Source organism: Exiguobacterium sp. RIT341 (genome assembly GCF_000632205.1).
Lineage (GTDB): Bacteria > Bacillota > Bacilli > Exiguobacteriales > Exiguobacteriaceae > Exiguobacterium_A.
Genome location: NZ_JFYW01000001.1, coordinates 885,882 through 907,187, shown reverse-complemented (window position 1 = coordinate 907,187; position 21,306 = coordinate 885,882). Strand labels below are relative to the sequence as shown.

The following is a 21,306-nucleotide window of genomic DNA, read 5'->3' as shown; positions in this document are numbered from 1 at the left end:
ATGAAGAAAGGACGGGAAACTCATGACACGATTTGATCCAGAAATAGAAACGATGAGTCAGTATCTCAAAGGGTTAAGTGATCCGGTACGGCTGGATATCTTACGTCGATTACAGGTGCGCGAACACTGTGTCTGTGATTTGACCGCGGCATTCGATATTTCACAACCCGCGATCAGTCGACATTTAAAACGACTTCGAGAACAAGCGATCATCTCCGAACGCCGCGATCGGCAATGGATCTATTATCGCTTAAATCGGGAACATCCTTATTACGGTCAACTGGAATGGATGCTAAGACGGCTGGATACAGCAGATGTGCGCTCCAGTTCCTGTACCGTATTAGAAATCTAACAGAAATGAAGTGAATTAATTGACAGCATCACAATGGCTTGCGATCGGAATATTTCTGATCACCTTATTTTTAATCATCAAACAACCGAAAGGGCTCGGTATCGGATACTCGGCGATCGGAATGGCGATTGTCGCACTTTTAACGGGCGTCGTCGAACTGGGAGACGTCGCGACCGTCTGGGGGATCATCTGGAACGCGACGTTCACCTTCATCGCCTTGATCGTCATCTCATTGATCTTAGATGAGATCGGCTTCTTTGAATGGGCCGCGTTACATATGGCCCGAATCGCCCGCGGTGGCGGTCTGAAACTCTTCATCTACATGACGTTACTCGGTGCCCTTGTCTCGGCCTTGTTCGCGAATGATGGGGCTGCCTTGATTCTGACACCGATCGTCCTCGCGATGGTCCGTCACTTGAAGTTACCGGATGCGGTCGTCCTGGCATATGTCTTCGCCTCCGGCTTTATCGCCGACACGGCAAGTCTTCCGTTCGTCATCTCGAACCTCGTCAACATCGTTTCGGCGGACTTCTTTCACATCGGCTTTACGGCGTATGCGGCGCGGATGGTCTTCGTCAACGTCTTTTCAGTCGCGGGAAGTCTGCTCGTCTTGTATCTCTATTTCAAGAAGCAGATCCCGAAAGTCTATGCCGTCGAGGATTTGGCGCAACCGACGTCTGCGATTCGCGATATGCGGATGTTCCGTGCTTCATGGATCGTCCTTGGCTTGTTGCTCGTCGGATACTTTACGAGTGATGCGATTGGCATTCCGGTCAGTCTCGTTGCTGGTATCATCGCTGTCTTTTTCTTATTCCTGGCGCAAAAATCACCGAGTGTTCCGACGAAGAAGGTCCTTGCCGGTGCCCCGTGGGCGATCGTCTTCTTCTCGCTCGGTATGTATATCGTCGTCTACGGTCTGCGCAATGCGGGACTGACGCAAGTCCTTGCGGAGTTGATCGAGTGGATGGCGACGAACCTCGCATCGGCGACGTTTGGAATGGGCTTCCTTGCCGCTCTGTTGTCTTCTGTCATGAACAATATGCCGACCGTCATGATCAATGCGTTGTCGATCGAGCATACGGCAACGACGGGAGCGATTCGTGACGCCTTAATCTACGCGAATGTCATCGGTAGCGATCTCGGTCCAAAGATCACGCCGATCGGAAGTCTTGCAACCTTACTGTGGCTCCATGTCTTGCGCTCGAAAGGGGTCCGGATCGGTTGGGGACAATATTTCAAAATTGGTACCGTCTTGACGATTCCGACGCTCGCCATCGCGTTGCTCGGGCTCTACATCAGTTTATTACTCTATTAAGAGGAGGACATGAATATGGCGAAACTACTTATCATCGGCTCGGTCGCTGCCGGCACATCAGTTGGGGCGAAGGCACGCCGTAATAGCGAAGACTTAGAGATCACGATCTACGACCGGGACGAGGACATTTCCTATTCCGGTTGTGGGATTCCCTATTTCGTCGGCGGTGAAGTCGCTGAGCTCGATGAATTGACGCCACGCGACGCAGCGTTCTTCAAGAAACGTTACAACATCGACGTTAAGACGCGTCATAACGTCGAAGCGATTGATCACGAGACGAAGACAGCGACGATCCGTCATCTGGATTCGGGTGAGACATTCACGGATACGTACGATACGCTCGTTTTCGCGACTGGTGCCTCTAGCATCATTCCGCCGCTACCGGGCGTCGATCTCGAAAACGTCTTCCCGGTCCGTAACATCCGCAATGCGGAAGCGATTCGTCGGTACGTCGACGCGCAAGCTCCAAAACGTGCTGTCATCGTCGGCGGCGGATTCATCGGACTCGAGATGGCAGAACAGTTGACATATCGCGGAATCGAAGTGACGCTCGTCGAACGGTTGACGCAAGTCATGCCACCGCTAGACGTCGATATGGCAAAACGCGTCAGTGACCATCTCGAAGCGAACGGCGTCATCTTACGTCTCGGTGAGTCCGTCACTTCGTTCGAAGGGGAGAAGACGGCTCGTACAGTCGTTCTTGCAAGTGGTGAGACGATCGAGACGGATCTCGTCATCCTGTCGGTCGGTGTCAAACCAAACACGCAACTCGCACAAGAGATCGGTGTGACGATTGGGCAGACGGGTGCGATCGCCGTCAATCGACAGATGCAGACGAACATCAAAGGCGTTTATGCGGTCGGCGATGTCGCCGAGAGCTTTTCGCTCATCACCGGTCAACCCCTTTACCGCCCGCTTGGTTCGACAGCGAACAAGATGGGGCGGATTGCTGGGATGGTCATCACTGGTGAAGCGATTGAACACCGGGGAATCCTTGGAACGGGAATTTTTAAAGCATTCGATTTGACGGTCGCCCAGACCGGATTGACTGAAAAAGAAGCCCGCGACGCCGAGTATGATATCGAAGTGTTACACAACATCAAGCCGGATCGCCCGGAATATCTCGGCGGGAAAGAAATGGTCATCAAGGCGATTGCAGATCGGAACGATGGTCGTATCCTCGGTGCCCAAATCGTTGGTCCGCAAGGGGTCGATAAACGGATTGATGTCCTTGCGACCGCAATCAGCTTCAAGGCAAAAGCGGAAGACTTATTCCATCTTGATCTGGCCTATGCGCCGCCATTCTCGACGACGAAGGACCCCATTCTTTACACCGGGATGGCCCTCGATAACGCGATCAAACGAACGGCCCGTCTGAAAACACCGAATGCTTTGATGGAAGAGGTCGCTAAGGGTCAGGTCTTCCAAATCATCGATACGCGCTCACGCGCTCAGTTCGAGAAGAGTCATGTCGACGGGGCAATCCATATTCCGCTCGGTGAGTTACGTGAGCGGGCGCAGGAACTTGATCCGACGGTACCGACAATCGTTTACTGCAATAAAGGTGTCACAGGAAACGCGGCACAGAACGTCTTGAAGAATCTCGGGTTCAGGGACGTCTGTAACTTATCCGGTGGCAATCAAAACTATCAACACATCAAGTCATGTCTCTGACGAGGAAAGTCTTCGCGAAAGCGGAGGCCTTTTTTGTTTACTTCGGATTAGAATCAGGAAAGGATTAAGGACGAGGAACATGTCAATTCAAAAGGGGAGGATGAACGGATGGTACGCGCTTTATTTTTGAACTGTACTTTAAAAGCATCACAAGAACCATCGAACACGGAAGCGTTGATTCGCGACGTGATTTCGTACTGGGAGCATGAGGACGTCGATTCAGAAATCGTTCGAGTCGTCGATCATCAAGTCGCATTCGGTGTGACGGAAGATGAAGGGAACGGCGACGAATGGCCGGTACTCTTCGACAAAGTCAAACAGGCAGATATCGTCGTCATCGGGACGCCGCTGTGGCTCGGTGAAAAAAGTAGTGTCGCGACACAAGTCATCGAACGGTTATACGGGGGAAGTGGCTTGACGAACGACGTTGGACAAGCCATCTATTATAACAAGGTCGGTGGTGTCATCGTCACCGGCAACGAGGATGGGGCGAAACACGCGTCCGCGTCGATTTTATACGGTCTGTCGCACATCGGATTCACGATTCCCCCCAATGTCGATGCGTACTGGGTCGGTGAAGCGGGACCTGGACCGTCTTACATCGAAGCCGGACGTGACAATGACTTCACGAAACGGCATGCCCAGTTTTTAGCTGCCAATCTTTTGCATCTTGCTCGGCTATTGAAAGCGCACCCGATTCCAGCAGAAGGGAATGTGATGGAATGAAGAGAGGATATGTTACAGGATACGGTGTTGCGACCTTATTTGCGATGAGTCTAATGGTAGCAGGATGCGGGAACGACGAAACGGCGTCGGACAAGGTCGAGGACGGATCTACAAACTCGAATACGACCGACAATATGATGAAAGATAAGGATGCGGTCACGAAAAATGCAGATACGGATTATGGATTCACCAGTTTATCGATTGAAGCGGACGTCAACGGGGATATGGACGCAATCGACATCAGCTATGACCGAGAGAATGACGGCACGGAAGCCGAATACCAGTATAAAGATGAAAACAAACGCGGGGACGCGGCGATGACGGAACTCGACGCGAAGTTCAAGAACTTAAAAGTAGATGCGGATACATCTGAGAAAGATGTCATCGCGGAAGTGGAGCGTGTATTTGCGATTCAAGATGCGTCCCGCCTCGAGGTAGAGATCGACTTCTCGGACGGAACAGAAAAAGAATATAAAAAATAAACGACGGGGCTGACTCACATGTCGTCCTCTAAAGATAAGGGTGGCAGAATGATGATCTGCCACCCTTAGCTCGTAAAAAAATGACGCGTCACACGCCACTCCTACAGGAAAAAGCGTATTATGCGCTGTCAGAGACAAACAAGACCCGCTTTCCTGCTTGAATGAAGCAAGAAAACTGGCTTGTGTCTCGCCTGAGGAAAGGGCGTAAAAAGACGCGTCATTCTTTTTTGAGTCAGCCTCGTCGTTTTAGTGAATCGTCATATGAGCGAGGACCCCATAATGATCACTTGGTATGACGTGATGGGGCAGTCGTTCATGTCCGATCAATTGAACGCGTTGTAAGGTTACTGGTGCCGGTGAGCGTTGACACAGCAACCAATCGTACCGGATATGCTAGGGAAACGGTGTATCACGAAGAGGGTCAACTGACGGACCATCCGGAGCAGGCGCAAACTCAATAGTCCTTCGTCAAACGATGTTAGCGGCGAACGTGGACGATCCAAGCGGTCATATAGGTAAAGGTTCCGACCGATAGGACTAGCGCGATCGCATAAAACGGAAACGAAGGATACCGTTCAAGTAGTGGCTGTTCAAACAAAAAGGCAATCATCAGGATAGGAAGACTGATCAAAAAAGCAACGTACGCTGCGCGGGTCGCCTTACCAGTGATGAGGGCCTCTCGTTCGTCCGAGTCAGAGAATTCTGCTGTTGACGTCGACCATTTTGAAAATGACCGGGAGCGATCCGTTCGTGAGAGATAGCCAATGCATGAGACGACAATAGCGATGATGATCAGTGGTAGCATGATGCTGAGATCGAGCTCAAACGACAGACCGGTACCGGATACAGGATCATCTTGAAATAATTGAAGTTTGTCATGAATCGCACTGATGAGAGACGCAGCTAAAAAATAGAGACAACAATTTAAAACAGATTGGGTTATGACGCGGTTCATCAAGACTCCTCCTCTAATTGAAATAATTCCTCTACTGGTCGATCGAAGACGCGAGCAATTTGCATTGCGAGTAGTAAGGATGGCGTATAGCTGCCTTTTTCAAGCGAGATGACGGTCTGGCGTGTCACGCCGATCCGTTCAGCGAACTGTTCCTGCGTCCACTTCTGTTGTTGGCGGTAAATCCGGACTTGATTCGTCAGCTTCATCCAGCGACCTCCTTTCCAGTTGGTTATATTGTAAAGTCTGTTTTACATTTTGTAAAGTGAACTTTACTTTTTAAATGGGAAAAAGCCAATGAATCAAGACGATCCATTGGCTTAGTCGTAAGCGATACATTCAAATTGGTTTATATTGCAATGGGAATGAAGCGAGCCATTTGCAAAACATTACATGATGTGCGGCGTTACAATGATGGCTACGAGACACACGAACGTCGTAATGACGTGATGTTGTCGTAAGGACAAGGGAAGCAAAACAAGCCCTGCGATCGTGACACCAGTAACGATCCATCCTAAAAGAAATTCCGTGTCATGGGAAGCGATCGGAATACTCAATAGATACGCTGTCGCGTGCGGAAAGTAGCCCAGTGTTTGAAAAAGGATCCCGCTAAAAACACCAATCAATAGCAAACCGATCGCTAGCTGAAACCGTTTTTTGGATTTAATCATATAGATGCTCCTCATCTGTTTGTTTGACGCATGACTTCGTGATCGGTGCGTCTACCTTCTAGTCATTCGTCAAAATGAATCGAATTCCTGTCTGTTATCTTTCTTGGAACTTTATCAAAAATCCTTGCTTCTATGCACCAATCGGAATATTCAGATAATAATCGGGTATCATCATGAAAACACCATCGCCGATTCAGTGGAAAGGAGAAGAGAAGATGATGCCTGAACTGATACCGGATGACCGGGAGCTCGAACGAAGGATTCGAATCGTCCATCTGTTGCGAAAACTGGGTAAAACAGACGAAGCAATTGCAAGGTCCCTCTATGTACCGATTGAATGGGTCCAGTCGATTTATGAAGAAGACGACTGGCAGCAAATGCAATCATCCTAAGGCAAGGGCGTCTCGTCCTTGTTTTTCATCTGTTCTGGTAGACTTATCTTATAAAAATGAAATCAGGATGTCAGAAATCAAAGACACATAACAACACGGTGCGTGATCTGAATATTGCACTATGATGTGTTTACGGCGACACCCGGAACCGGTAATCCAGCCGGAGTCGTCTTAAACGCCAATCGATTGTCGGAGCTTGAGATGCAACGGATTGCTCAGGCGAGTGGATTCACGGAAACGACATTCATCCTCTCTTGCGAGCAGGCAGATTATCAAATGCGTTTCTTTGCACCGGAACGGGAGATGGACTTGTGTGGACATGGTACGATCGCTGCATTGACGGCGATCGATTCACATATTGGTATACCTGCAACATGTCACATCAAGACAAAATCAGGCATCTTGCCTGTGATTCGTTTAGCGCATGGCATGTTTCGTTTACGACAAGGGCGACCTTGTCTGCACCCATTTGATGGTGACGTTGAAGCAGTCTTAGCATCGATTGGATTAGAAATGAAACATTTAGATGAACGATTTCCGGTCGTTTATGGAAGTACCGGGAATTGGACGCTTGTGTTGCCTATTCGTCATCTCGTCGATTTTCAACGGATGATGCCAGATCATCAACAATTTGCACCCGTTTTGACTGACTATCCTCAAGCATCGATTCACCCTATCTGTTTCGATACATATGATGCGCAGGCGACTTTACACGGGCGTCACTTCTCAGCAACGGGATCAGGTAGCGTCGAAGATCCGGTAACAGGAACGGCGAGTGGTGTGATGGGTGTCTATTACCGAAAATTCATGAAGCCATCCGTCTCAGGAACGATGATCACTGTCGAGCAAGGACATGAGATAGGACGATCAGGTCAGGTGAGAATCCATGTCTCCGGTGAAGGACTTAATCACAACGACTGGAAGGTCGAGATGGACGGGCAAGCCGTCTTTGTTGAAGTAAAGAAAGTGGGAGAGGAAGAGGCAGATGTTGAAACACTTCATTTGGGATTTTGACGGCACTTTGTTCGATACATATCCAGTGTTGATCGATGTTTTTGTGGACATGCTCGAGAGCGAGGGGCAATCGGTCGATCGAGAACGTGTCGCTGAGCTGATGGCGATCTCGGCAAAGACGATGTATAGGGCGTTTGCGGTGTCCGAAGCGTTCATTACGAACTACAAACAACAAAAGGCGACGATTGAGCGCGAACGGTCCGGTCCGTTTCCAGGAATTCATGAATTGCTTGAGACATTATCGGCAAGTGGTGCGACGCATCATATCGTCACCCATCGCGGAACATCCATTCATGCGTTGCTTGCAAAACACGAATTGACGCATCATTTTCAAGACATCCTGACTGCAGCACATGGCTTCGTCCGTAAGCCGGATCCGGAAGCTGTCACGTACTTGATTAATCGGCATCAGATGGCTCTAGACGAGACGATCATGATCGGGGACCGGGAACTCGACGTCTTAGCGGGACATCGTGCGGGTATTGCCACATGTCTGATCAACGAACGACCAAATGAGACGGTTGCGACCTATACGGTACCGACGCCTGAACAATTACACGAACGATTGCTGACATAACGACAGCCCCGCTTCCAGTGATGGGAACGGGGCTGTTTTTTTAAGAAGACAAACGATCCGATTCAGTTACTTCAGTGCGTGGTGCATGCCAGAAGTATGTCAGTAAAATACCGACCGTAAGCATCATCGTCGCGAAATAAAACGGATAGTTGAGGTTGACGTCAAACAATAATCCGCCGACGATCGGTCCAAGAATATTTCCGATACTCGTAAACATCGAGTTCATTCCACCGACAAAACCTTGTTCATCCCCGGCAATCTTCGAAAGATAGGTCGTGACGGCTGGTCTCATCAAATCAAAGCCAACGAAGACGACCATCGTCACGAGAATGATCGAGACATAGTTCGTCACGAACGTCATTAAGACGACGAGCAACGTCGAACCGATTAAGCTGTAACGGATCAAGCGAATCTCGCCGAACCAACGTGTCAAACGATCGAACAGCCCGACTTGGACGATGACGCCGACAATCGCACCAAGGGAGATCGCAAGCGCGATATCTTTCGCCGTGAAACCGAACTTCCGGTCAACGAAAAGCGCGAACAAGGACTCGAACGAGGCGAGGCCGAACGACGAGATCAATAGGACTAGGAAAGCGATGAAATAGAGTGGACTAAATACTTTCCGAAAACCCGTCTGTTGTTTAATGGTCGTCGCCTCATAATGACGGTTAGGTTCCTTGAGCGTAAAGATAGATAACACCATTGCCGTCAGACCGAACGCGGCAGCAAAGAAGAACGGCGTCCGCGTGCCGAGGTCAGCAAGGAACCCGCCGATCCCGGGTCCGATGATGAAACCGGTCGAGATGGCGGCAGACATATAGCCAAGCGCTTTCGGACGGGTTTCGTTCGTCGTGATGTCAGCGATGAAAGCGGTGACAGCTGGCATGATGAAGGCCGCACTGACACCACCGAGAATCCGCGACGCGAACAGGACTTCGACCTGTTGACCGAGACCGAACAAGAGCTCAGACATGCTAAAGATGAATAAACCGATGATGATCATTGGCTTGCGTCCGTACTTATCGACGGCGCGTCCTGCAAGCGGGGACAGAATCAATTGCGCGAAGGCGAAGGCAGATACCATGTAACCGACCGTCGCCCCGGAGATGCTTAACTCATTCATGATCGTCGGTGTGACAGGAATGACGAGTCCGATTCCGAGAAAAGCGATGAATAAGTTGAGCAGGAGTGTACTTAAAATCAATGTATTGTTTTGCATAGGTCACCTCAATTGTTTGGAATCGTTTTCGACATGCCACGCCAGACGATTGGCCAGACGGCTTGCTGTCTAGCGTGAAAGGCGTCGACGCCGTTATAGACAAGTTCTGTCAGCGTACCTTCAGCAACCGTCAAATAAGCAAGCGCTGCACTTTTGTAGTCCGTCGAATAGAGAATCTGTTCCGTTCGGTCACGTTCGCGTAACAGACGCGTCAAGACATCATGCAGTGAATCGAAGAACGGGTTGAAGCGCTCTGTCATCTCTTGTTCGAGTTTTTCTGGTGGAAAATAGGCTGCCCGAAGGATGAATCGCATCAGGACATCATCTTGTTGCTCTAAAATGAACCAATCGAAGAAGCCGTGCAAGGATTGCTCGAGCGGTTGCTGTCGTGTTTTTGTGAAATACGTAGCGAAACGACGCTTTTGTTCCTGCAAGGCATATGTCGTCGCTTGCAAAAATAGGTCGTCTTTGCCTTTATAATGCGCGTAGATGGACGGTTTTTTGATACCGACTTCTGTTGCGATCTCTTGTAGCGATGCTCCTTCATAACCATGCGCTGCAAAATGATGGATGCTCGTCTGTAACAATTGTTGCGCTTTCAGATAAATCACCTTCCTAACGGTCGTTAGGTAATACTGTAACAGGAAATTTCATGGACAGTCAATGAGAGTGTCCTACCGCACAAAAAAACTGACTCCGCCATGGCGGAATCAGTTTTATAAGGAATCATTATTTATTCATGACACGACCACGTGTTGCGACGCGTGAACCGACAATCCCAGCGAATGATGTGAAGATCAGTGTCAGAAGGAGACCGACGAACGCCCAGATCGAAACTTTCGATGCCGTTTGTGTCGCTTGTTCCGTTTGCTGACGAACATCTTGAACCGTTTTCTTCAAGTCAGCTGATGTCTCGTCAAGTGTTTGTTTCGCATTATTGATTTGTTGCGTTGTTTCTTTTGTTGCCGTGTTTAAACCATCGACAATGTTTTGCGTCGCTTTATCTGCCTCGGCGCCTGTAAGATCCGTGTTCTTCGCAACAGCGTCAGCGATTTTCTTTTCATCGACGGATTTCTCGATTTTCTCAGATCGTGCTGTCAATGAATCACCGAGATCCTGAACGATTTTGTCGAAGTCTTCTGGTTTCGTAATAGCCTCTTTACCGGCAGACGTGACGTCATCTTTGACAGCATCCAGTTGACTTTGCAGGTAGTTAGGTTGTAATTCTTTGATGTCTGTATCCTTAAGAATTTCTTCGACGTTGCCATCAAGTTCCTTCGTATCGATATTTGAGACGTTCTTCGTAACGGAGTCGAACCCTTTCGTCGCAGCATCTTTTGCAGTCGACGCGACAGACCCGATGCCGCTACCGGCAGCTCCACCGACTGTTCCGAGTAATGAACCGACCGATTGTAACGTATTGACGGTCGTAAACGTCAAGAGAGCGAACAAGAGGATGACGCTCGTCGACCAAGTCAAAAATCCGTGAATGAGACCGGCTCGAGCTGACGTCACACCAGAGACGAATCCAGCAACGAATAACGAAATGAGCAATGACAGAATCGCCCAGATGATCAAGCCTGTTCCGACGCCATCGAATGGGTTATTCGACGTGACGTCCGTGACGCCGAGACCGATCGCCGATCCAATCAGACTGAAAAGAATTAATAAAGATAAGAATGATACCACACCGGCAAAAATTGAACTCCATGAAATGTTACGACCCGCACCGTCCGCTTCCGCTCGGAAGTGGGATGAAAAGCCTTTATTTGTTTTTTCCATAATCAGCACTACCTCTCCCAAAATTAATCTTTCAAGTTTGAGATGTTCATGAATAGCAAAGCTTCATCTCAAGTTTCTTACGCGCATAGCTCTTATATTTCCGGAAAGTAACAAAGAGAAACCTAGTATTACAGTTACATGATTAATGATCGTATGAACTTCAAAATATACGGAATATTCCAACATGTAGTTACCATGACATGTAGAAAGAGACTAACGTTTCCCTTTAAAGGTCAATCAACGGTGACGATATAAGAGGTGAAGTGAAATTAAAAACAAGGAGATGAATATATGAATTGGTTTAAGAAATCACCTTCACCTTCCTTTGACGCGCTCATTGAAGTCGAACGCACTCATGTCATATTGAATGTTCCAGCATCTTTACATGAACAATTACGTCTAATCGGTCTACAAGCCATCGATTTACAAATTGCACGAGTCATCCGCGAGGATGTTTCCCGTTGGATGCCGAGCATGGTCGATGCGTTCTACGAGGAGTTAGTCCGGGTTCCGTCTCTCCGTCAGTTGATTGAAAAACATTCGACACTTGAACGGTTGAAAGGCACCCTCGCTCGGCACATCTTACAAATGTTCGATGGTCAGGTGACAATGGACTACATCGAAGCCCGGCGCCGGATTGCTGAACGGCATGTTCGGATTGGTTTGCACAATAAATGGTACATCGCTGCCTTCCAGAAAGTCTGGAACGTTCTCAGTGAGAAGATTGACGACAGTGCTTGGCCGGAAGCAGAGCGTGTCCGAATCATGCGGGCAGCGGGAAAACTATTCAACCTCGAACAACAGATCGTCATGACGATGTATGAGGATCAAATCGATGAAGAACGCCAAGCGATCGCGACAGCAAAACAACATGTCGGGGATGGCGTTCAAAAATCGACCGAGGAACTCGCTGCGATGAGTGAGGAGTCGTCAGCGAACTTCCAAGAGATTGAACGGCACGCTAAACACGTCTCAACGACGACAAACGCGATTTCGATCCAGTTGACGGAAGCGGTCAGTGAAGCAGAAGCGGGTGTCGTCCTGGTTGAAGAAGAGACACGGCGCTTTGAGCATGTCGTTGCAGATTTATCACGGACGACCGAACAAGTCGCTGAACTGTCTCGTCTGTCGCAGGAAATCGAACGGATCGCTGGGATGGTGACGACGATTTCTGATCAGACGAATCTACTCAGTTTGAACGCCTCCATCGAAGCGGCACGTGCCGGGGAGATGGGACGCGGGTTCACCGTCGTTGCGCAAGAAATTCGGAAGCTTGCCGAAGAGAGTAAACAGTCGGCAACAGAGACGTCGCGGATCGCCCAAGAGATTACGCAAAAGATGCTCGTCGTCTCAGAGCGGATGGGAACGACGGAGACAGCGGTCGTCCGGACGACGACAGAGATGCAACAAGTCGTCCGTGCCTTCTCACGGATTTCGGAACAGACCGACAATGTCTCGCGGCAAATTCACGAACTATCGACCGATACAAAGGATGTCGCCGGTACAATCGAAGACATGCGTAAGATTGCAGAAGCGATTGCTGAGACAGCAGATGACTTACAAGAAGTCGCCGCGACCCTCTGATTTAGTCCTCCTTTCCATGTGAAAGGAGGACTTTTTTGACGTTTTATGGAAAAATAAAGTTGGAGGTGTGGAAGGTTTATGGTGCAGAGTCTATTATTGATTATTTTATGCTTTTTCGCTTTGATCGGACATTACCTGACGACAGGGGAACTTGCTCCACGTGAGTTATATGGATTACTTGGTTTAACGGGCGTCGCTTTCTTGATCGGTGGAGTCGAATGGTGGCAAATCCGGCGTGATTTGCGTTATCGTGGACGAGAGGCAGGGGTGTCCGTTCGCTTAGCGGACCGGGCGACCCAAAAGACGAATACGGTTTTTCTCGCGCATGAACAATGGCTGACGTTCTCACGACGTTATGCCACGTGGTGGCAGGCGATCCTTGTGCGCTTCAAGAAGTTTGAATCGTTTTTCCTCGATGTAACGTTCGACGGAGAAGGAACTCGTCTTCAAATTAAAGAAACGAGAACAGAATGGCTTCGCAATACGACACATTTCGTGATTCGTAAAGATGGACGTGACATCGGTACAATCCGTACCGATCCGGCACTTCGTCAGCAAATGCGGCTACAAGAAGTCTTACTCGTCTCGTATGCCGGTCAGGAGTATCAAATTCGTTCCTCAACAGTCACGAGAAAGATCGGCGTTTATCAAAACGAGGACTGCATTGCGACGAGTTCACGACACGGGGCGCAACTTGACTTTGATTGTGATACGAATAAACGTCTATTTGCTGTCGCAAGCATGATCGTCTTTCGACTTGTTTATTCAAAATGATTTTATTTCAAATACCTTATGATAAGAAAAATAGAATGACCTAGTTTCAAGGGAGTACGGCGTTACATACTAAAATGCTCTTATTACGAAAAATCCGACTGGCTGATACGGAAGCCATGTTTAGAACGGATTGTGGAACAATGGAAATGGTAGCGAGGCATTAGCTGCAGTCCTTGCCTTTGGTTTTCAAAAAATGCTCCTTTATAAGGTTTCAGTCGCCCATAATATTGATAAAGCTCCAAGAGGAATCGTGCAAAAGGCCGGTATGATTCAAGAAGGACTGTATGGGTGATGATTCGCAATGCGACTGGAAAATATAAGGATTGTGCAATCGATGGGCTGCTTCATGAAACATATGATTTAAAAAAGAACGAATAACGAATGAGGTGTGGTACGTTGCAAGAAATGACACTGTATCGGAATTTTAACGAACTGGCAGATGATGTATTGGAATTAGCGAAAGAGATTCTACCTGATCAATTGTTGTATTTAACGACGATCGAAGAAAACCAACAGATGATTTTACGACTCTCAAATGATCATCAACGAATCGAGATTCGAGCAGGACAAGTGTTCGAGATGGAAAAGACACTTTGTCGTCACATCAATTTCGAACAGAACGAACCCATCTGGTATGAGTCCATCAGCGATGACGAGCGCTTAGAAGATATGCAGGACGCATTAAAAGCGTTACAGATCGAGTCCTATCTCGGGATTCCAATCAGTTTAACGAATGGTCAAACCTTTGGTACGTTGTGCGCTGTCCATGATGAAGCAAGTCAATTCGAAGAGAAGAGCATTCAACTTCTCCAACGGATCGCGAAACTGTTTTCGTATTACCTTGAGCTCGAACAGTTTGCTTGGAAGGACACGCTAACACAATTGTATAACCGACGTTATTTGACGAGACAGTGGGAAACGGAACAGCAACACTCCGGTGCGCTGTTTTATCTTGATCTCGACGGATTCAAGCAAGTGAACGATGTGTATGGGCATGAGACCGGCGACCAAGTCTTGATCGACGTCGCGAGACGACTACAGGATAGTACACGTTCTTATGAAGACGCGTTTTCTGTCCGGATCGGGGGAGACGAGTTCTTGATTCGTTTCACCCGTCAGATGACGAAAAAGGAGTACGAACGAATTGCGCAGCAGCTCCTTCAGAAACTTGGAACATGGCAGACGCCATACGCTGTCTCGACCAGCATCGGGATTGTGCTATTTGATGATGAAACCATTAAGCTAAAAACGATCATTCAACAAGCAGACCGTGCGTTATATGCCGCAAAAGGAGACGGTAAGAATACGTTTCGTTTTGCGGATGCTATCTCTCACGGCGTCCAATAACCAACGAAAAAACGCGATGTTTCCTCACAAGGAGGAGCATCGCGTTTTCAATTAACCGGTCTTTCGAATCGATTCGAACAAGCGTCCCTTATAGACATCAGCGATCGTATTGAGGAACGTCTCGCTCAGTTTTTTCGGGAAGAACGGTTTTGCATAGACATACTGATAGGCTTTCTTCAAATCATCCCATTGTGTACACGGTTCGGTTTGACGGAACCTTGCGACATCGATGATCCGTGTCCCATTTGTCGTTAACAAAATATTGCGTAGATGAATATCTGATGGATTAAGACCTACGGCGCGTGCCTCTGCTAGCGCTGCATCGACTGTCGTCAAGACGGATTCTGGAATATAGGTCCCGCTGACGAGGCATTCGAATAACGTTTGTCCCTCGATGTATTCGAGCACAAGGTAATCGGGTCCATATTCGAACATCCTCGCATACGTCGAAAACGTCGTAAGTTGTTCATAAATACCGCCTTCTAACTCAGCGAGAGGACGAAAAGACGGATAGAACTTCTTGATGACGCGGTCGGTGCCACGAACCCGGAATACATAGGCGCTACGACCGGTGCCGATCCAGTCGAGCTCTTTTGGGAGATGTTCGATCGTACAGACCGGTCCCGTTTCCTTCAACTGAATCAAATCGGCTAACTCAGCGTCTGTCTTCACTGTTGCCACTTCCTTTCGCTCTGCTTGATCGTATGTTCATTATACGCTCATCTGACGGGAAAAGTTTCAAAAATCATTCGTGTGTGAAAGTTTTGAACATTTTGTGATATGCTAAAAATGCTACACTGTTACATACTTCAAGGGGGTCTCTAATCATGTCAACGACACAACAATGGCGCGACCATTTTGATGGTCTTCGCGCATACGAAGAAGCCGTCGCATTACTATACTGGGATATGCGGACATACATGCCGGATCAAGGTGCAGGGAATCGTTCCGCTTCGATCGGATTCCTCTCAACAGAGAGCTTCCGTCGCCGGACAGGAAAAACGTACCAACAATTACTGGCAGCGATGGAGCAAGAGACGCTGACGGGCATCGAAGCGATCTCGTTCGCGAAAGCAAAAGAAGCATTCGATCGCGACTCGAAGATTCCAGAAGCCGAGTACCAAACGTTCATCACGTTGATTTCGGAAGCCGAGAGTGTCTGGGAAAAGGCGAAGGACGCGAATGATTGGTCGATGTTTGAACCATACCTCGAAAAAATCGTCGCAATGGAACGCCAGTTTGTTGAGTATTGGGGTTATGACGCGCATCCATACGACGCATTGCTGCATGACTATGAGCCAGGGATGACGGTCGCAACACTCGATCCATTGTTTGCGGAACTTCGTCAAGCAATCATTGGTTTGCTTAGTCAGCTGGAAGGAAAAGACTTCCCGACGCTTGACTGGTCAGCGGACCGCGAGACACAGATTGCCTTGAATCAAGAATGGCTGCGCGATATCGGTTATGACTTCACGTCTGGTCGCTTGGATGAGACGGTTCACCCGTTCCAGACGACGATCAACCGGAAGGATGCGCGGATCACGACGAAATATGATGAGAACGACTACCGGAACTCCGTCTTCGGCACGATGCATGAAGCCGGGCACGCGACGTATGAGCAAGGTATTGAACCGGAACTCGATTCACTTGGTCTCGGTGAAGGTGCTTCGATGGGGATCCACGAATCACAATCACTGTTCTTCGAGAATTTCATCGGACGAAATCAAGGCTTCTTATCAGCGCGTTATCATGGTCTACAACAAGCAATCCCGTCGCTTGCTGATGTCCCGTTTGAACGCTTCTATGCAGCGGTCAACGAAGTCAAGCCGTCACTCATTCGGATCGAAGCCGATGAATTGACATATGCCCTTCATATCATCATTCGGTATGAGCTTGAAAAGCGCCTGATGACGAAAGAACTCGAAGTGAAGGATCTCCCGCAAGAATGGAACCGTCTCTATAAAGAGTATCTCGGCGTCGATGTCCCGAGTGACGATAAAGGGGTCTTACAAGACGTCCACTGGTCAGGAGGCTCGTTCGGTTACTTCCCAAGTTACGCGCTTGGTCTCGTCTACGCGGCACAATTGAACGAAGCGCTTCGTCGTGACGTCGAAAACGTCGATGGTCTGATTGCAGCTGGTACACTCGCACCGATCAAAAGCTGGCTGAAAGAAAACATTCACCGTCACGGGAAATCGAAGACACCGGCTGAACTGATCGAAGCAGCAACGGGTCGATCGATCTCGGTCGCACCCCTCGTCAACTACTTGACGAAGAAATACACGCGTGTCGTCGAGGCACTCTGATGTTATGGTTTGCACACCGCGGTGTCAGTGACCGTTTTCCTGAGAACACGCTTGAAGCAATCGCCGCTGCGATCGAAGACGACGTCGATGGTGTCGAGTTCGATGTCCATTTCTCAAAGGATGGTGTTGGTGTCATCATTCATGACGAGACTGTCAACCGGACGACGAACGGGACAGGGCGTGTGATCGACATGACGGTCGCTGAACTGCAAGCACTCGATGCCGGAGCACGTTTCAAAGGGGAAGCGATCAAAACGAAGATCCCGACGCTTGACGAAGTACTCGCAATCCTCGCACCAGCGACACTGCGGCTCAACATCGAGCTGAAGACGGATACGATTCGCTATGATGGCATTGAGGCGTATGTCCTCGAGCGTTGCGCGGCGCGCGGCATTGCGACGGATCGGTTGTTGTTCAGTTCGTTCAACCATTATTCGGTTGCTCTGATTCGCAAGCTTGACCCGAGCGTCGAGACGGCGATTCTGTATCCGTATCCGATCTATCATCCGGAAGAACAAGCCCTCCGGATCGGTGCGACAGGGATTCATCCCGATTACCGACGCGTGACGGAGGCGGATGTCGCGTTCGCTCACGCAAAAGACGTCACGGTTCGGGTCTATACCCCGAAGACGATCGACGATGTCCATCAGATGCAAACGATCGGTGTTGACGCCGTCATCGTCAATGATCCAAAAGGAATGCGCGACACACTCGAAGGATGAGGAGGAGGAAGGGATGCGCAAGGAATACGTATTCGTCATCAGCTTGTCGCTCGTCGCTTTATTCGTCGGTCTCCAGCTCGGCTTTGCCCGCTTGCCGGAACCAAAACCGAAGCAAGTGACGACGACACCGATGCGTCCTGCGGATTATGAGGCAGGACTTGCATCAGCGAAACGTGAATTGAAGCAGATTCAGCGCTTCACCTTGAAAAGCACCCTTCCTGCTAATGGAACGACGGTGACTTGGATCTATGAGACCCCATCCGATGAACGGATTGCGGTCGATTGGTACTATGTTGAGAGTTACCCGGAAGCTCAAGTCCAGATGACACGTAATGAGACGTCCCGGATCATCTCGTATGAACGCTACTTGATCGTCATCCGACCAATATACGGGACGGTCGTTGATAGTGAACTAGAACAGTTCGCGCTCCGCTTTACAGGTTATTTCACGACACAACAATAGGGGGAAAACGATGTCAGGTAAAATCATTCTCTTGATTGGTGGATCGGGCAGCGGAAAGTCTTCCCTAATCAAACGTCTGCGGACGGAATACGCACACGTCCGGTTCATCCCGTCAGTGACGACACGACCGAAACGTCCGACGGAACTTGATGGAGCAAGCTATCACTTCGTCGACGTCAAGACGTTCCAGCAACTGATCCAAGAGGACGGGTTCATCGAATACGCCCATGTTCACCGCGCGTGGTACGGAACACCACGGCAAGCGTATGTCGATGTCCTCGAACAGGATCAAATCGTCATCAAGGACATCGATCCAAAAGGAGCAGCAAACTTTAAACGTCTGTTTGGTGACCAAGTCATCACGATCTTCGTCTCGGTCCCACCCGATTTGATGAAGGAGCGATTGTTGATGCGCGGTGATACACCGGAGTTCGAAGCGCGACTCGTTGATTACGAGGAAGCGTGGAAAGACCGCGATCACTACGATTATATGATCGAAAACATCGATTTCGAAATGGCGTATGCCGATCTGCTTGAGATCATTGCCAGCTATATCCCACAGGCATGACGAAGAGGACGCAAGTAAGCGTCCTCTTTTTGTCTTCAGAAAGGAGTCTTCATGCTACCAGATCATCCATTACTGATCGATATCGATAGTGTTAGACGGCTTGCCGGACGCTCGCACCAAGCCGTCTGGTTCGTCAAGACAATAACAGCACACTACATCGTCAAGGTCGTGACGGACCCATTAAGTCGTCAGTTTGAACGAGAGGCGGCTTTAATGATTCCAGAACAAAAGGGAATTTCTCACGCCTTACCGCTAGCGACCGGACGGACTGCGACGACCGCGTACGGCATTTATCCATACCTACCCGGACGAACCGTTCGAAGCGTGCTTCTCGAGTCACCAGAATTAGCCCCTCGACTCGGTCAGGAGGCAGGGCGAGCGTTGAGAAGCATTCATGACGTGATAGCACCGAGCGGGACGGCGGCATGGAAGGAACGTTGTCAGGCGAAACATGACCGCTATCGCGCAGCGGTTGATGGGTTGCTTGAGCCAGAATGGATCGAGCGACTCGATCGGTTCATCCTTTTGAAGCTCTCCCTTTTAGCTGAGCGTCCGAATCATTTGCAACATGACGATGTCCATCTCGATAATCTCCTTGTTGAGAATGGACATCTCTGTGCCTTCCTCGATTACGGGAACCATGATTACGGCGATCCGTGGCATGACTTCGTCAAATGTGGGTTGTTTCAAGTCGAGACGAGTCCCGTCTTTGCCCGTCACATGATCGATGGATACTTTGAGAACGAAGTACCTTCTAACTTTTGGCAAATCTACAGCTTTTATATGGCGATGGTCGTCTTTTCGGCTCTCGTCTGGGCAAAACGGTTCGATGTAGACGGATTGGAGGCAATGCAACGACGCGTTCAGCGGATCATCCGAGACCACGATGGGTTTCAGTGTGAAACACCGCTTTGGTATGAGAGGCAAAGCCATGACTAAAAAAATGGATTCGTCTCTCACTTGAAGAGAAACGAATCCATTTTTTTGAGTGGACCTTTAAATGAAAAGGAAGATTACCATTCGAATCCTTCTTCACTATACTTGCCGTTCGAATTGAAGAACCGTTCTTCAGTTTTACCGTTTACCGTATTCGTATAAATCACGTAGACGTCGAGATGATCATTTTGATCCGCCATCTTCTTAGCGGCTTTCTTAGCATCCGCTTCAGTCGTATATGTTTCTGACTTACTTGCCTTGCCGTGTTTTTCTTGCCCTTGTTCTTCATAACCTTCTACTGTCCATACTTTTTTTGATGACATCATTAACTTCCTTTCCTGCCAAAAGCGAGTCCGCTTGGCTGTTACATTATGCTGTGCGAACTAATCCATCGTCAACTGTTGCTTTATTCCGTGTCGATCTCGTCCAAATGATCGGCATAATAACGAAGTGCCCGGTTAAATGTCTGAATCGAGGCGTCCGACGACGTTGCAGCAAGACTCTTGAGTAACCGACCGACCGCTCGATCGGCTTGACCGAGGTTGTACTCCGTCATCGCGAGGAATGCTTGTAAGGCGTGGGCGTCTGGAAATTCAAGCAACGCGCTTCGGAAAACGCTTGATGCTTCTTTGAACTGACCGATGACGCGGTATGTACTTCCGAGCCCGATATAAGCTTGCAAGCGGTCCTCACCAGCAAGACCGAGCGCAAGTGCTTGTTCATAGTAGGGCACAGCAGCCTGTTCCTCACCAAGACTATCATGACACCAGGCCATCTGATAGAGGACCGTCGGATCGTTAGGGGCTGTTTCGACATACTGACGGACGAGTTCCTTTGCTGCTTCATACTGCCCTGTCTTTCGTAAGTGTTGCACTGATTCGAAATCAAACATCGTGTTTCCTCCTAATCGATTACTAAAAAACGGATCCGATCGCTTTTGACCGGATCCGTTCCATCGAACAGCTTAGACTGTTTTTTCAAGCTTCGTTAAGAGCGAACGGAACAACTCCAGTTCCTGATCCGAGAAGTCCTCGAAGACGTCTGCAAGGTAATCCATCTTCATCGACTCGAGTTTTTCGTAAAGCTCAATGCCTTTCGGTGTTGCCCGCAGTTCGACGACGCGACGATCGAGCTCGCTCCGCTCACGTGAGATCAACTCTTTTTTCGTCAATTCGTCTGCCAGAGCTGTAATCATGCTTGCTGAAAACTGGAACTCTTGTGAGAGCGCTGAAGCAATTTGAGGACTGTTCGCACAAAGTGATTTTAAGATGAAGAACTCGTTACGTGTCAAGTAAGTCGTAAACATGCTACGTACGTCCTTTTTGATCGCGCGGTAGTTCATCCGTAATCCTTTTTCCGTATCAACGATCAGCTGATCGCGTAGTGCTACTTCTAGTGTAGTTGCCATGTATCCTTCACTCTTTCTATACCGTAGTTTCTTTCACTC

26 protein-coding genes are annotated in these 21,306 nt (G+C 48.9%); 16 read left to right on the top strand and 10 right to left on the bottom strand.

Going from position 1 to position 21,306, the window contains the following annotated elements:
• Nucleotides 1-22 precede the first annotated feature (22 nt).
• The 5 genes from BW42_RS04695 to BW42_RS04675 all read left to right on the top strand — a co-directional run bounded on the left by BW42_RS04695 (nt 23) and on the right by BW42_RS04675 (nt 4,549).
• Entirely contained in the window at nt 23-352 is a 330-nt protein-coding gene (locus BW42_RS04695; protein WP_052019022.1) for a helix-turn-helix transcriptional regulator, read from the top strand.
• A gap of 19 nt (nt 353-371) precedes the next feature.
• On the top strand, nt 372-1,667 hold the full coding sequence (locus BW42_RS04690) for an arsenic transporter (protein WP_035408067.1): 1,296 nt from the start codon (nt 372-374) through the stop codon (nt 1,665-1,667).
• 15 nt (nt 1,668-1,682) lie between these two features.
• On the top strand, nt 1,683-3,341 hold the full coding sequence (locus BW42_RS04685) for an FAD-dependent oxidoreductase (protein ID WP_035408065.1): 1,659 nt from the start codon (nt 1,683-1,685) through the stop codon (nt 3,339-3,341).
• 108 nt (nt 3,342-3,449) lie between these two features.
• A complete protein-coding gene (locus tag BW42_RS04680; protein ID WP_035408063.1) occupies nt 3,450-4,067 on the top strand; it encodes a flavodoxin family protein in 618 nt (205 codons plus the stop codon).
• Nucleotides 4,064-4,549: a YusW family protein gene (locus BW42_RS04675; RefSeq protein WP_035408060.1), complete on the top strand. Its 486-nt coding sequence runs from the start codon at nt 4,064-4,066 to the stop codon at nt 4,547-4,549. The genes BW42_RS04680 and BW42_RS04675 overlap by 4 nt, the downstream gene beginning before the upstream one ends.
• A gap of 478 nt (nt 4,550-5,027) precedes the next feature.
• On the opposite strand, the gene BW42_RS04670 is transcribed toward BW42_RS04675, so the two are convergent.
• From BW42_RS04670 to BW42_RS04660, 3 genes are all read right to left on the bottom strand, one after another.
• On the bottom strand, nt 5,028-5,504 hold the full coding sequence (locus BW42_RS04670; RefSeq protein ID WP_035408058.1) for a hypothetical protein: 477 nt from the start codon (nt 5,502-5,504) through the stop codon (nt 5,028-5,030).
• Nucleotides 5,504-5,710, bottom strand: coding sequence for a helix-turn-helix transcriptional regulator (locus BW42_RS04665; RefSeq protein ID WP_035408056.1), 207 nt, complete (start codon nt 5,708-5,710; stop codon nt 5,504-5,506). Before BW42_RS04665 ends, BW42_RS04670 begins: the two co-directional genes overlap by 1 nt.
• Nucleotides 5,711-5,890: 180 nt before the next feature.
• The gene (locus tag BW42_RS04660; protein WP_035408054.1) at nt 5,891-6,172 is read right to left on the bottom strand and encodes a hypothetical protein; all 282 of its coding nucleotides are present in this window, start codon (nt 6,170-6,172) and stop codon (nt 5,891-5,893) included.
• Between the two features lie 173 nt (nt 6,173-6,345).
• On the opposite strand from BW42_RS04660, the gene BW42_RS16280 reads away from it, so the two are divergent.
• The 3 genes from BW42_RS16280 (at nt 6,346) to BW42_RS04650 (ending at nt 8,155) form a co-directional block, all read left to right on the top strand.
• The gene (locus BW42_RS16280; protein ID WP_155960153.1) at nt 6,346-6,564 is read left to right on the top strand and encodes a hypothetical protein; all 219 of its coding nucleotides are present in this window, start codon (nt 6,346-6,348) and stop codon (nt 6,562-6,564) included.
• A gap of 114 nt (nt 6,565-6,678) precedes the next feature.
• Nucleotides 6,679-7,578 (top strand): PhzF family phenazine biosynthesis protein, encoded by a 900-nt coding sequence (locus BW42_RS04655; protein ID WP_197026215.1) that lies wholly within the window; start codon nt 6,679-6,681, stop codon nt 7,576-7,578.
• Nucleotides 7,550-8,155, top strand: a complete 606-nt coding sequence (locus tag BW42_RS04650) for an HAD-IA family hydrolase (protein ID WP_035408052.1) — start codon at nt 7,550-7,552, stop codon at nt 8,153-8,155. The genes BW42_RS04655 and BW42_RS04650 overlap by 29 nt, the downstream gene beginning before the upstream one ends.
• A gap of 40 nt (nt 8,156-8,195) precedes the next feature.
• Here BW42_RS04650 and BW42_RS04645 read toward each other — a convergent pair whose 3' ends face one another.
• From BW42_RS04645 to BW42_RS04635, 3 genes are all read right to left on the bottom strand, one after another.
• Nucleotides 8,196-9,377: an MFS transporter gene (locus BW42_RS04645; protein WP_035408050.1), complete on the bottom strand. Its 1,182-nt coding sequence runs from the start codon at nt 9,375-9,377 to the stop codon at nt 8,196-8,198.
• An 8-nt stretch (nt 9,378-9,385) separates the two neighbouring features.
• A complete protein-coding gene (locus tag BW42_RS04640) occupies nt 9,386-9,988 on the bottom strand; it encodes a TetR/AcrR family transcriptional regulator (protein ID WP_231496856.1) in 603 nt (200 codons plus the stop codon).
• Between the two features lie 118 nt (nt 9,989-10,106).
• Nucleotides 10,107-11,159, bottom strand: a complete 1,053-nt coding sequence (locus tag BW42_RS04635) for a hypothetical protein (protein ID WP_035408048.1) — start codon at nt 11,157-11,159, stop codon at nt 10,107-10,109.
• A gap of 291 nt (nt 11,160-11,450) precedes the next feature.
• Here BW42_RS04635 and BW42_RS04630 point away from each other — a divergent pair, with 291 nt between their 5' ends.
• The 3 genes from BW42_RS04630 (at nt 11,451) to BW42_RS04615 (ending at nt 14,864) form a co-directional block, all read left to right on the top strand.
• Nucleotides 11,451-12,743: a globin-coupled sensor protein gene (locus tag BW42_RS04630; protein WP_035408046.1), complete on the top strand. Its 1,293-nt coding sequence runs from the start codon at nt 11,451-11,453 to the stop codon at nt 12,741-12,743.
• Between the two features lie 78 nt (nt 12,744-12,821).
• A complete protein-coding gene (locus tag BW42_RS04625; RefSeq protein WP_035408044.1) occupies nt 12,822-13,517 on the top strand; it encodes a hypothetical protein in 696 nt (231 codons plus the stop codon).
• Between the two features lie 405 nt (nt 13,518-13,922).
• Nucleotides 13,923-14,864, top strand: a complete 942-nt coding sequence (locus BW42_RS04615; protein ID WP_231496893.1) for a sensor domain-containing diguanylate cyclase — start codon at nt 13,923-13,925, stop codon at nt 14,862-14,864.
• Between the two features lie 51 nt (nt 14,865-14,915).
• On the opposite strand, the gene BW42_RS04610 is transcribed toward BW42_RS04615, so the two are convergent.
• Entirely contained in the window at nt 14,916-15,536 is a 621-nt protein-coding gene (locus BW42_RS04610) for a serine/threonine protein kinase (protein WP_035408039.1), read from the bottom strand.
• A gap of 155 nt (nt 15,537-15,691) precedes the next feature.
• On the opposite strand from BW42_RS04610, the gene BW42_RS04605 reads away from it, so the two are divergent.
• Genes BW42_RS04605 through BW42_RS04585 form a run of 5 tightly spaced genes read left to right on the top strand, consistent with a single transcriptional unit; the run spans nt 15,692 to nt 19,862 of the window.
• Nucleotides 15,692-17,170: a carboxypeptidase M32 gene (locus tag BW42_RS04605; RefSeq protein WP_035408037.1), complete on the top strand. Its 1,479-nt coding sequence runs from the start codon at nt 15,692-15,694 to the stop codon at nt 17,168-17,170.
• Nucleotides 17,170-17,892 (top strand): glycerophosphodiester phosphodiesterase, encoded by a 723-nt coding sequence (locus tag BW42_RS04600; protein WP_035408035.1) that lies wholly within the window; start codon nt 17,170-17,172, stop codon nt 17,890-17,892. The genes BW42_RS04605 and BW42_RS04600 overlap by 1 nt, the downstream gene beginning before the upstream one ends.
• A gap of 13 nt (nt 17,893-17,905) precedes the next feature.
• Complete coding sequence (locus BW42_RS04595) at nt 17,906-18,355, top strand: hypothetical protein (RefSeq protein WP_035408033.1); 450 nt, start codon at nt 17,906-17,908, stop codon at nt 18,353-18,355.
• A gap of 10 nt (nt 18,356-18,365) precedes the next feature.
• Complete coding sequence (locus BW42_RS04590) at nt 18,366-18,923, top strand: guanylate kinase (protein ID WP_035408031.1); 558 nt, start codon at nt 18,366-18,368, stop codon at nt 18,921-18,923.
• Between the two features lie 51 nt (nt 18,924-18,974).
• Entirely contained in the window at nt 18,975-19,862 is an 888-nt protein-coding gene (locus BW42_RS04585; protein WP_052019019.1) for an aminoglycoside phosphotransferase family protein, read from the top strand.
• A 74-nt stretch (nt 19,863-19,936) separates the two neighbouring features.
• Here BW42_RS04585 and BW42_RS04580 read toward each other — a convergent pair whose 3' ends face one another.
• From BW42_RS04580 to BW42_RS04570, 3 genes are all read right to left on the bottom strand, one after another.
• The gene (locus BW42_RS04580; RefSeq protein ID WP_231496855.1) at nt 19,937-20,185 is read right to left on the bottom strand and encodes a hypothetical protein; all 249 of its coding nucleotides are present in this window, start codon (nt 20,183-20,185) and stop codon (nt 19,937-19,939) included.
• Nucleotides 20,186-20,265: 80 nt separating this feature from the next.
• Nucleotides 20,266-20,751, bottom strand: coding sequence for a tetratricopeptide repeat protein (locus tag BW42_RS04575; protein WP_035408026.1), 486 nt, complete (start codon nt 20,749-20,751; stop codon nt 20,266-20,268).
• Nucleotides 20,752-20,823: 72 nt separating this feature from the next.
• Nucleotides 20,824-21,267 carry a MarR family winged helix-turn-helix transcriptional regulator gene (locus tag BW42_RS04570; protein WP_035408025.1) on the bottom strand — a complete coding sequence of 148 codons (444 nt, stop codon included), beginning with the start codon at nt 21,265-21,267 and terminating at the stop codon, nt 20,824-20,826.
• Between the last annotated feature and the right edge of the window lie 39 nt (nt 21,268-21,306).

Bases quoted from the DNA above. Each gene is read 5' to 3' on its own strand.
- BW42_RS04695 (WP_052019022.1), top strand. From the start codon at position 23: ATGACACGATTTGATCCAGAAATAGAAACGATGAGTCAGTATCTCAAA.
- BW42_RS04685 (WP_035408065.1), top strand. From the start codon at position 1,683: ATGGCGAAACTACTTATCATCGGCTCGGTCGCTGCCGGCACATCAGTT.
- BW42_RS04680 (WP_035408063.1), top strand. From the start codon at position 3,450: ATGGTACGCGCTTTATTTTTGAACTGTACTTTAAAAGCATCACAAGAA.
- BW42_RS04675 (WP_035408060.1), top strand. From the start codon at position 4,064: ATGAAGAGAGGATATGTTACAGGATACGGTGTTGCGACCTTATTTGCG.
- BW42_RS04670 (WP_035408058.1), bottom strand. From the start codon at position 5,504: ATGAACCGCGTCATAACCCAATCTGTTTTAAATTGTTGTCTCTATTTT.
- BW42_RS04665 (WP_035408056.1), bottom strand. From the start codon at position 5,710: ATGAAGCTGACGAATCAAGTCCGGATTTACCGCCAACAACAGAAGTGG.
- BW42_RS04660 (WP_035408054.1), bottom strand. From the start codon at position 6,172: ATGATTAAATCCAAAAAACGGTTTCAGCTAGCGATCGGTTTGCTATTG.
- BW42_RS16280 (WP_155960153.1), top strand. From the start codon at position 6,346: ATGAAAACACCATCGCCGATTCAGTGGAAAGGAGAAGAGAAGATGATG.
- BW42_RS04650 (WP_035408052.1), top strand. From the start codon at position 7,550: ATGTTGAAACACTTCATTTGGGATTTTGACGGCACTTTGTTCGATACA.
- BW42_RS04645 (WP_035408050.1), bottom strand. From the start codon at position 9,377: ATGCAAAACAATACATTGATTTTAAGTACACTCCTGCTCAACTTATTC.
- BW42_RS04635 (WP_035408048.1), bottom strand. From the start codon at position 11,159: ATGGAAAAAACAAATAAAGGCTTTTCATCCCACTTCCGAGCGGAAGCG.
- BW42_RS04630 (WP_035408046.1), top strand. From the start codon at position 11,451: ATGAATTGGTTTAAGAAATCACCTTCACCTTCCTTTGACGCGCTCATT.
- BW42_RS04625 (WP_035408044.1), top strand. From the start codon at position 12,822: ATGGTGCAGAGTCTATTATTGATTATTTTATGCTTTTTCGCTTTGATC.
- BW42_RS04615 (WP_231496893.1), top strand. From the start codon at position 13,923: ATGACACTGTATCGGAATTTTAACGAACTGGCAGATGATGTATTGGAA.
- BW42_RS04605 (WP_035408037.1), top strand. From the start codon at position 15,692: ATGTCAACGACACAACAATGGCGCGACCATTTTGATGGTCTTCGCGCA.
- BW42_RS04600 (WP_035408035.1), top strand. From the start codon at position 17,170: ATGTTATGGTTTGCACACCGCGGTGTCAGTGACCGTTTTCCTGAGAAC.
- BW42_RS04595 (WP_035408033.1), top strand. From the start codon at position 17,906: ATGCGCAAGGAATACGTATTCGTCATCAGCTTGTCGCTCGTCGCTTTA.
- BW42_RS04590 (WP_035408031.1), top strand. From the start codon at position 18,366: ATGTCAGGTAAAATCATTCTCTTGATTGGTGGATCGGGCAGCGGAAAG.
- BW42_RS04585 (WP_052019019.1), top strand. From the start codon at position 18,975: ATGCTACCAGATCATCCATTACTGATCGATATCGATAGTGTTAGACGG.
- BW42_RS04580 (WP_231496855.1), bottom strand. From the start codon at position 20,185: ATGATGTCATCAAAAAAAGTATGGACAGTAGAAGGTTATGAAGAACAA.
- BW42_RS04575 (WP_035408026.1), bottom strand. From the start codon at position 20,751: ATGTTTGATTTCGAATCAGTGCAACACTTACGAAAGACAGGGCAGTAT.
- BW42_RS04570 (WP_035408025.1), bottom strand. From the start codon at position 21,267: ATGGCAACTACACTAGAAGTAGCACTACGCGATCAGCTGATCGTTGAT.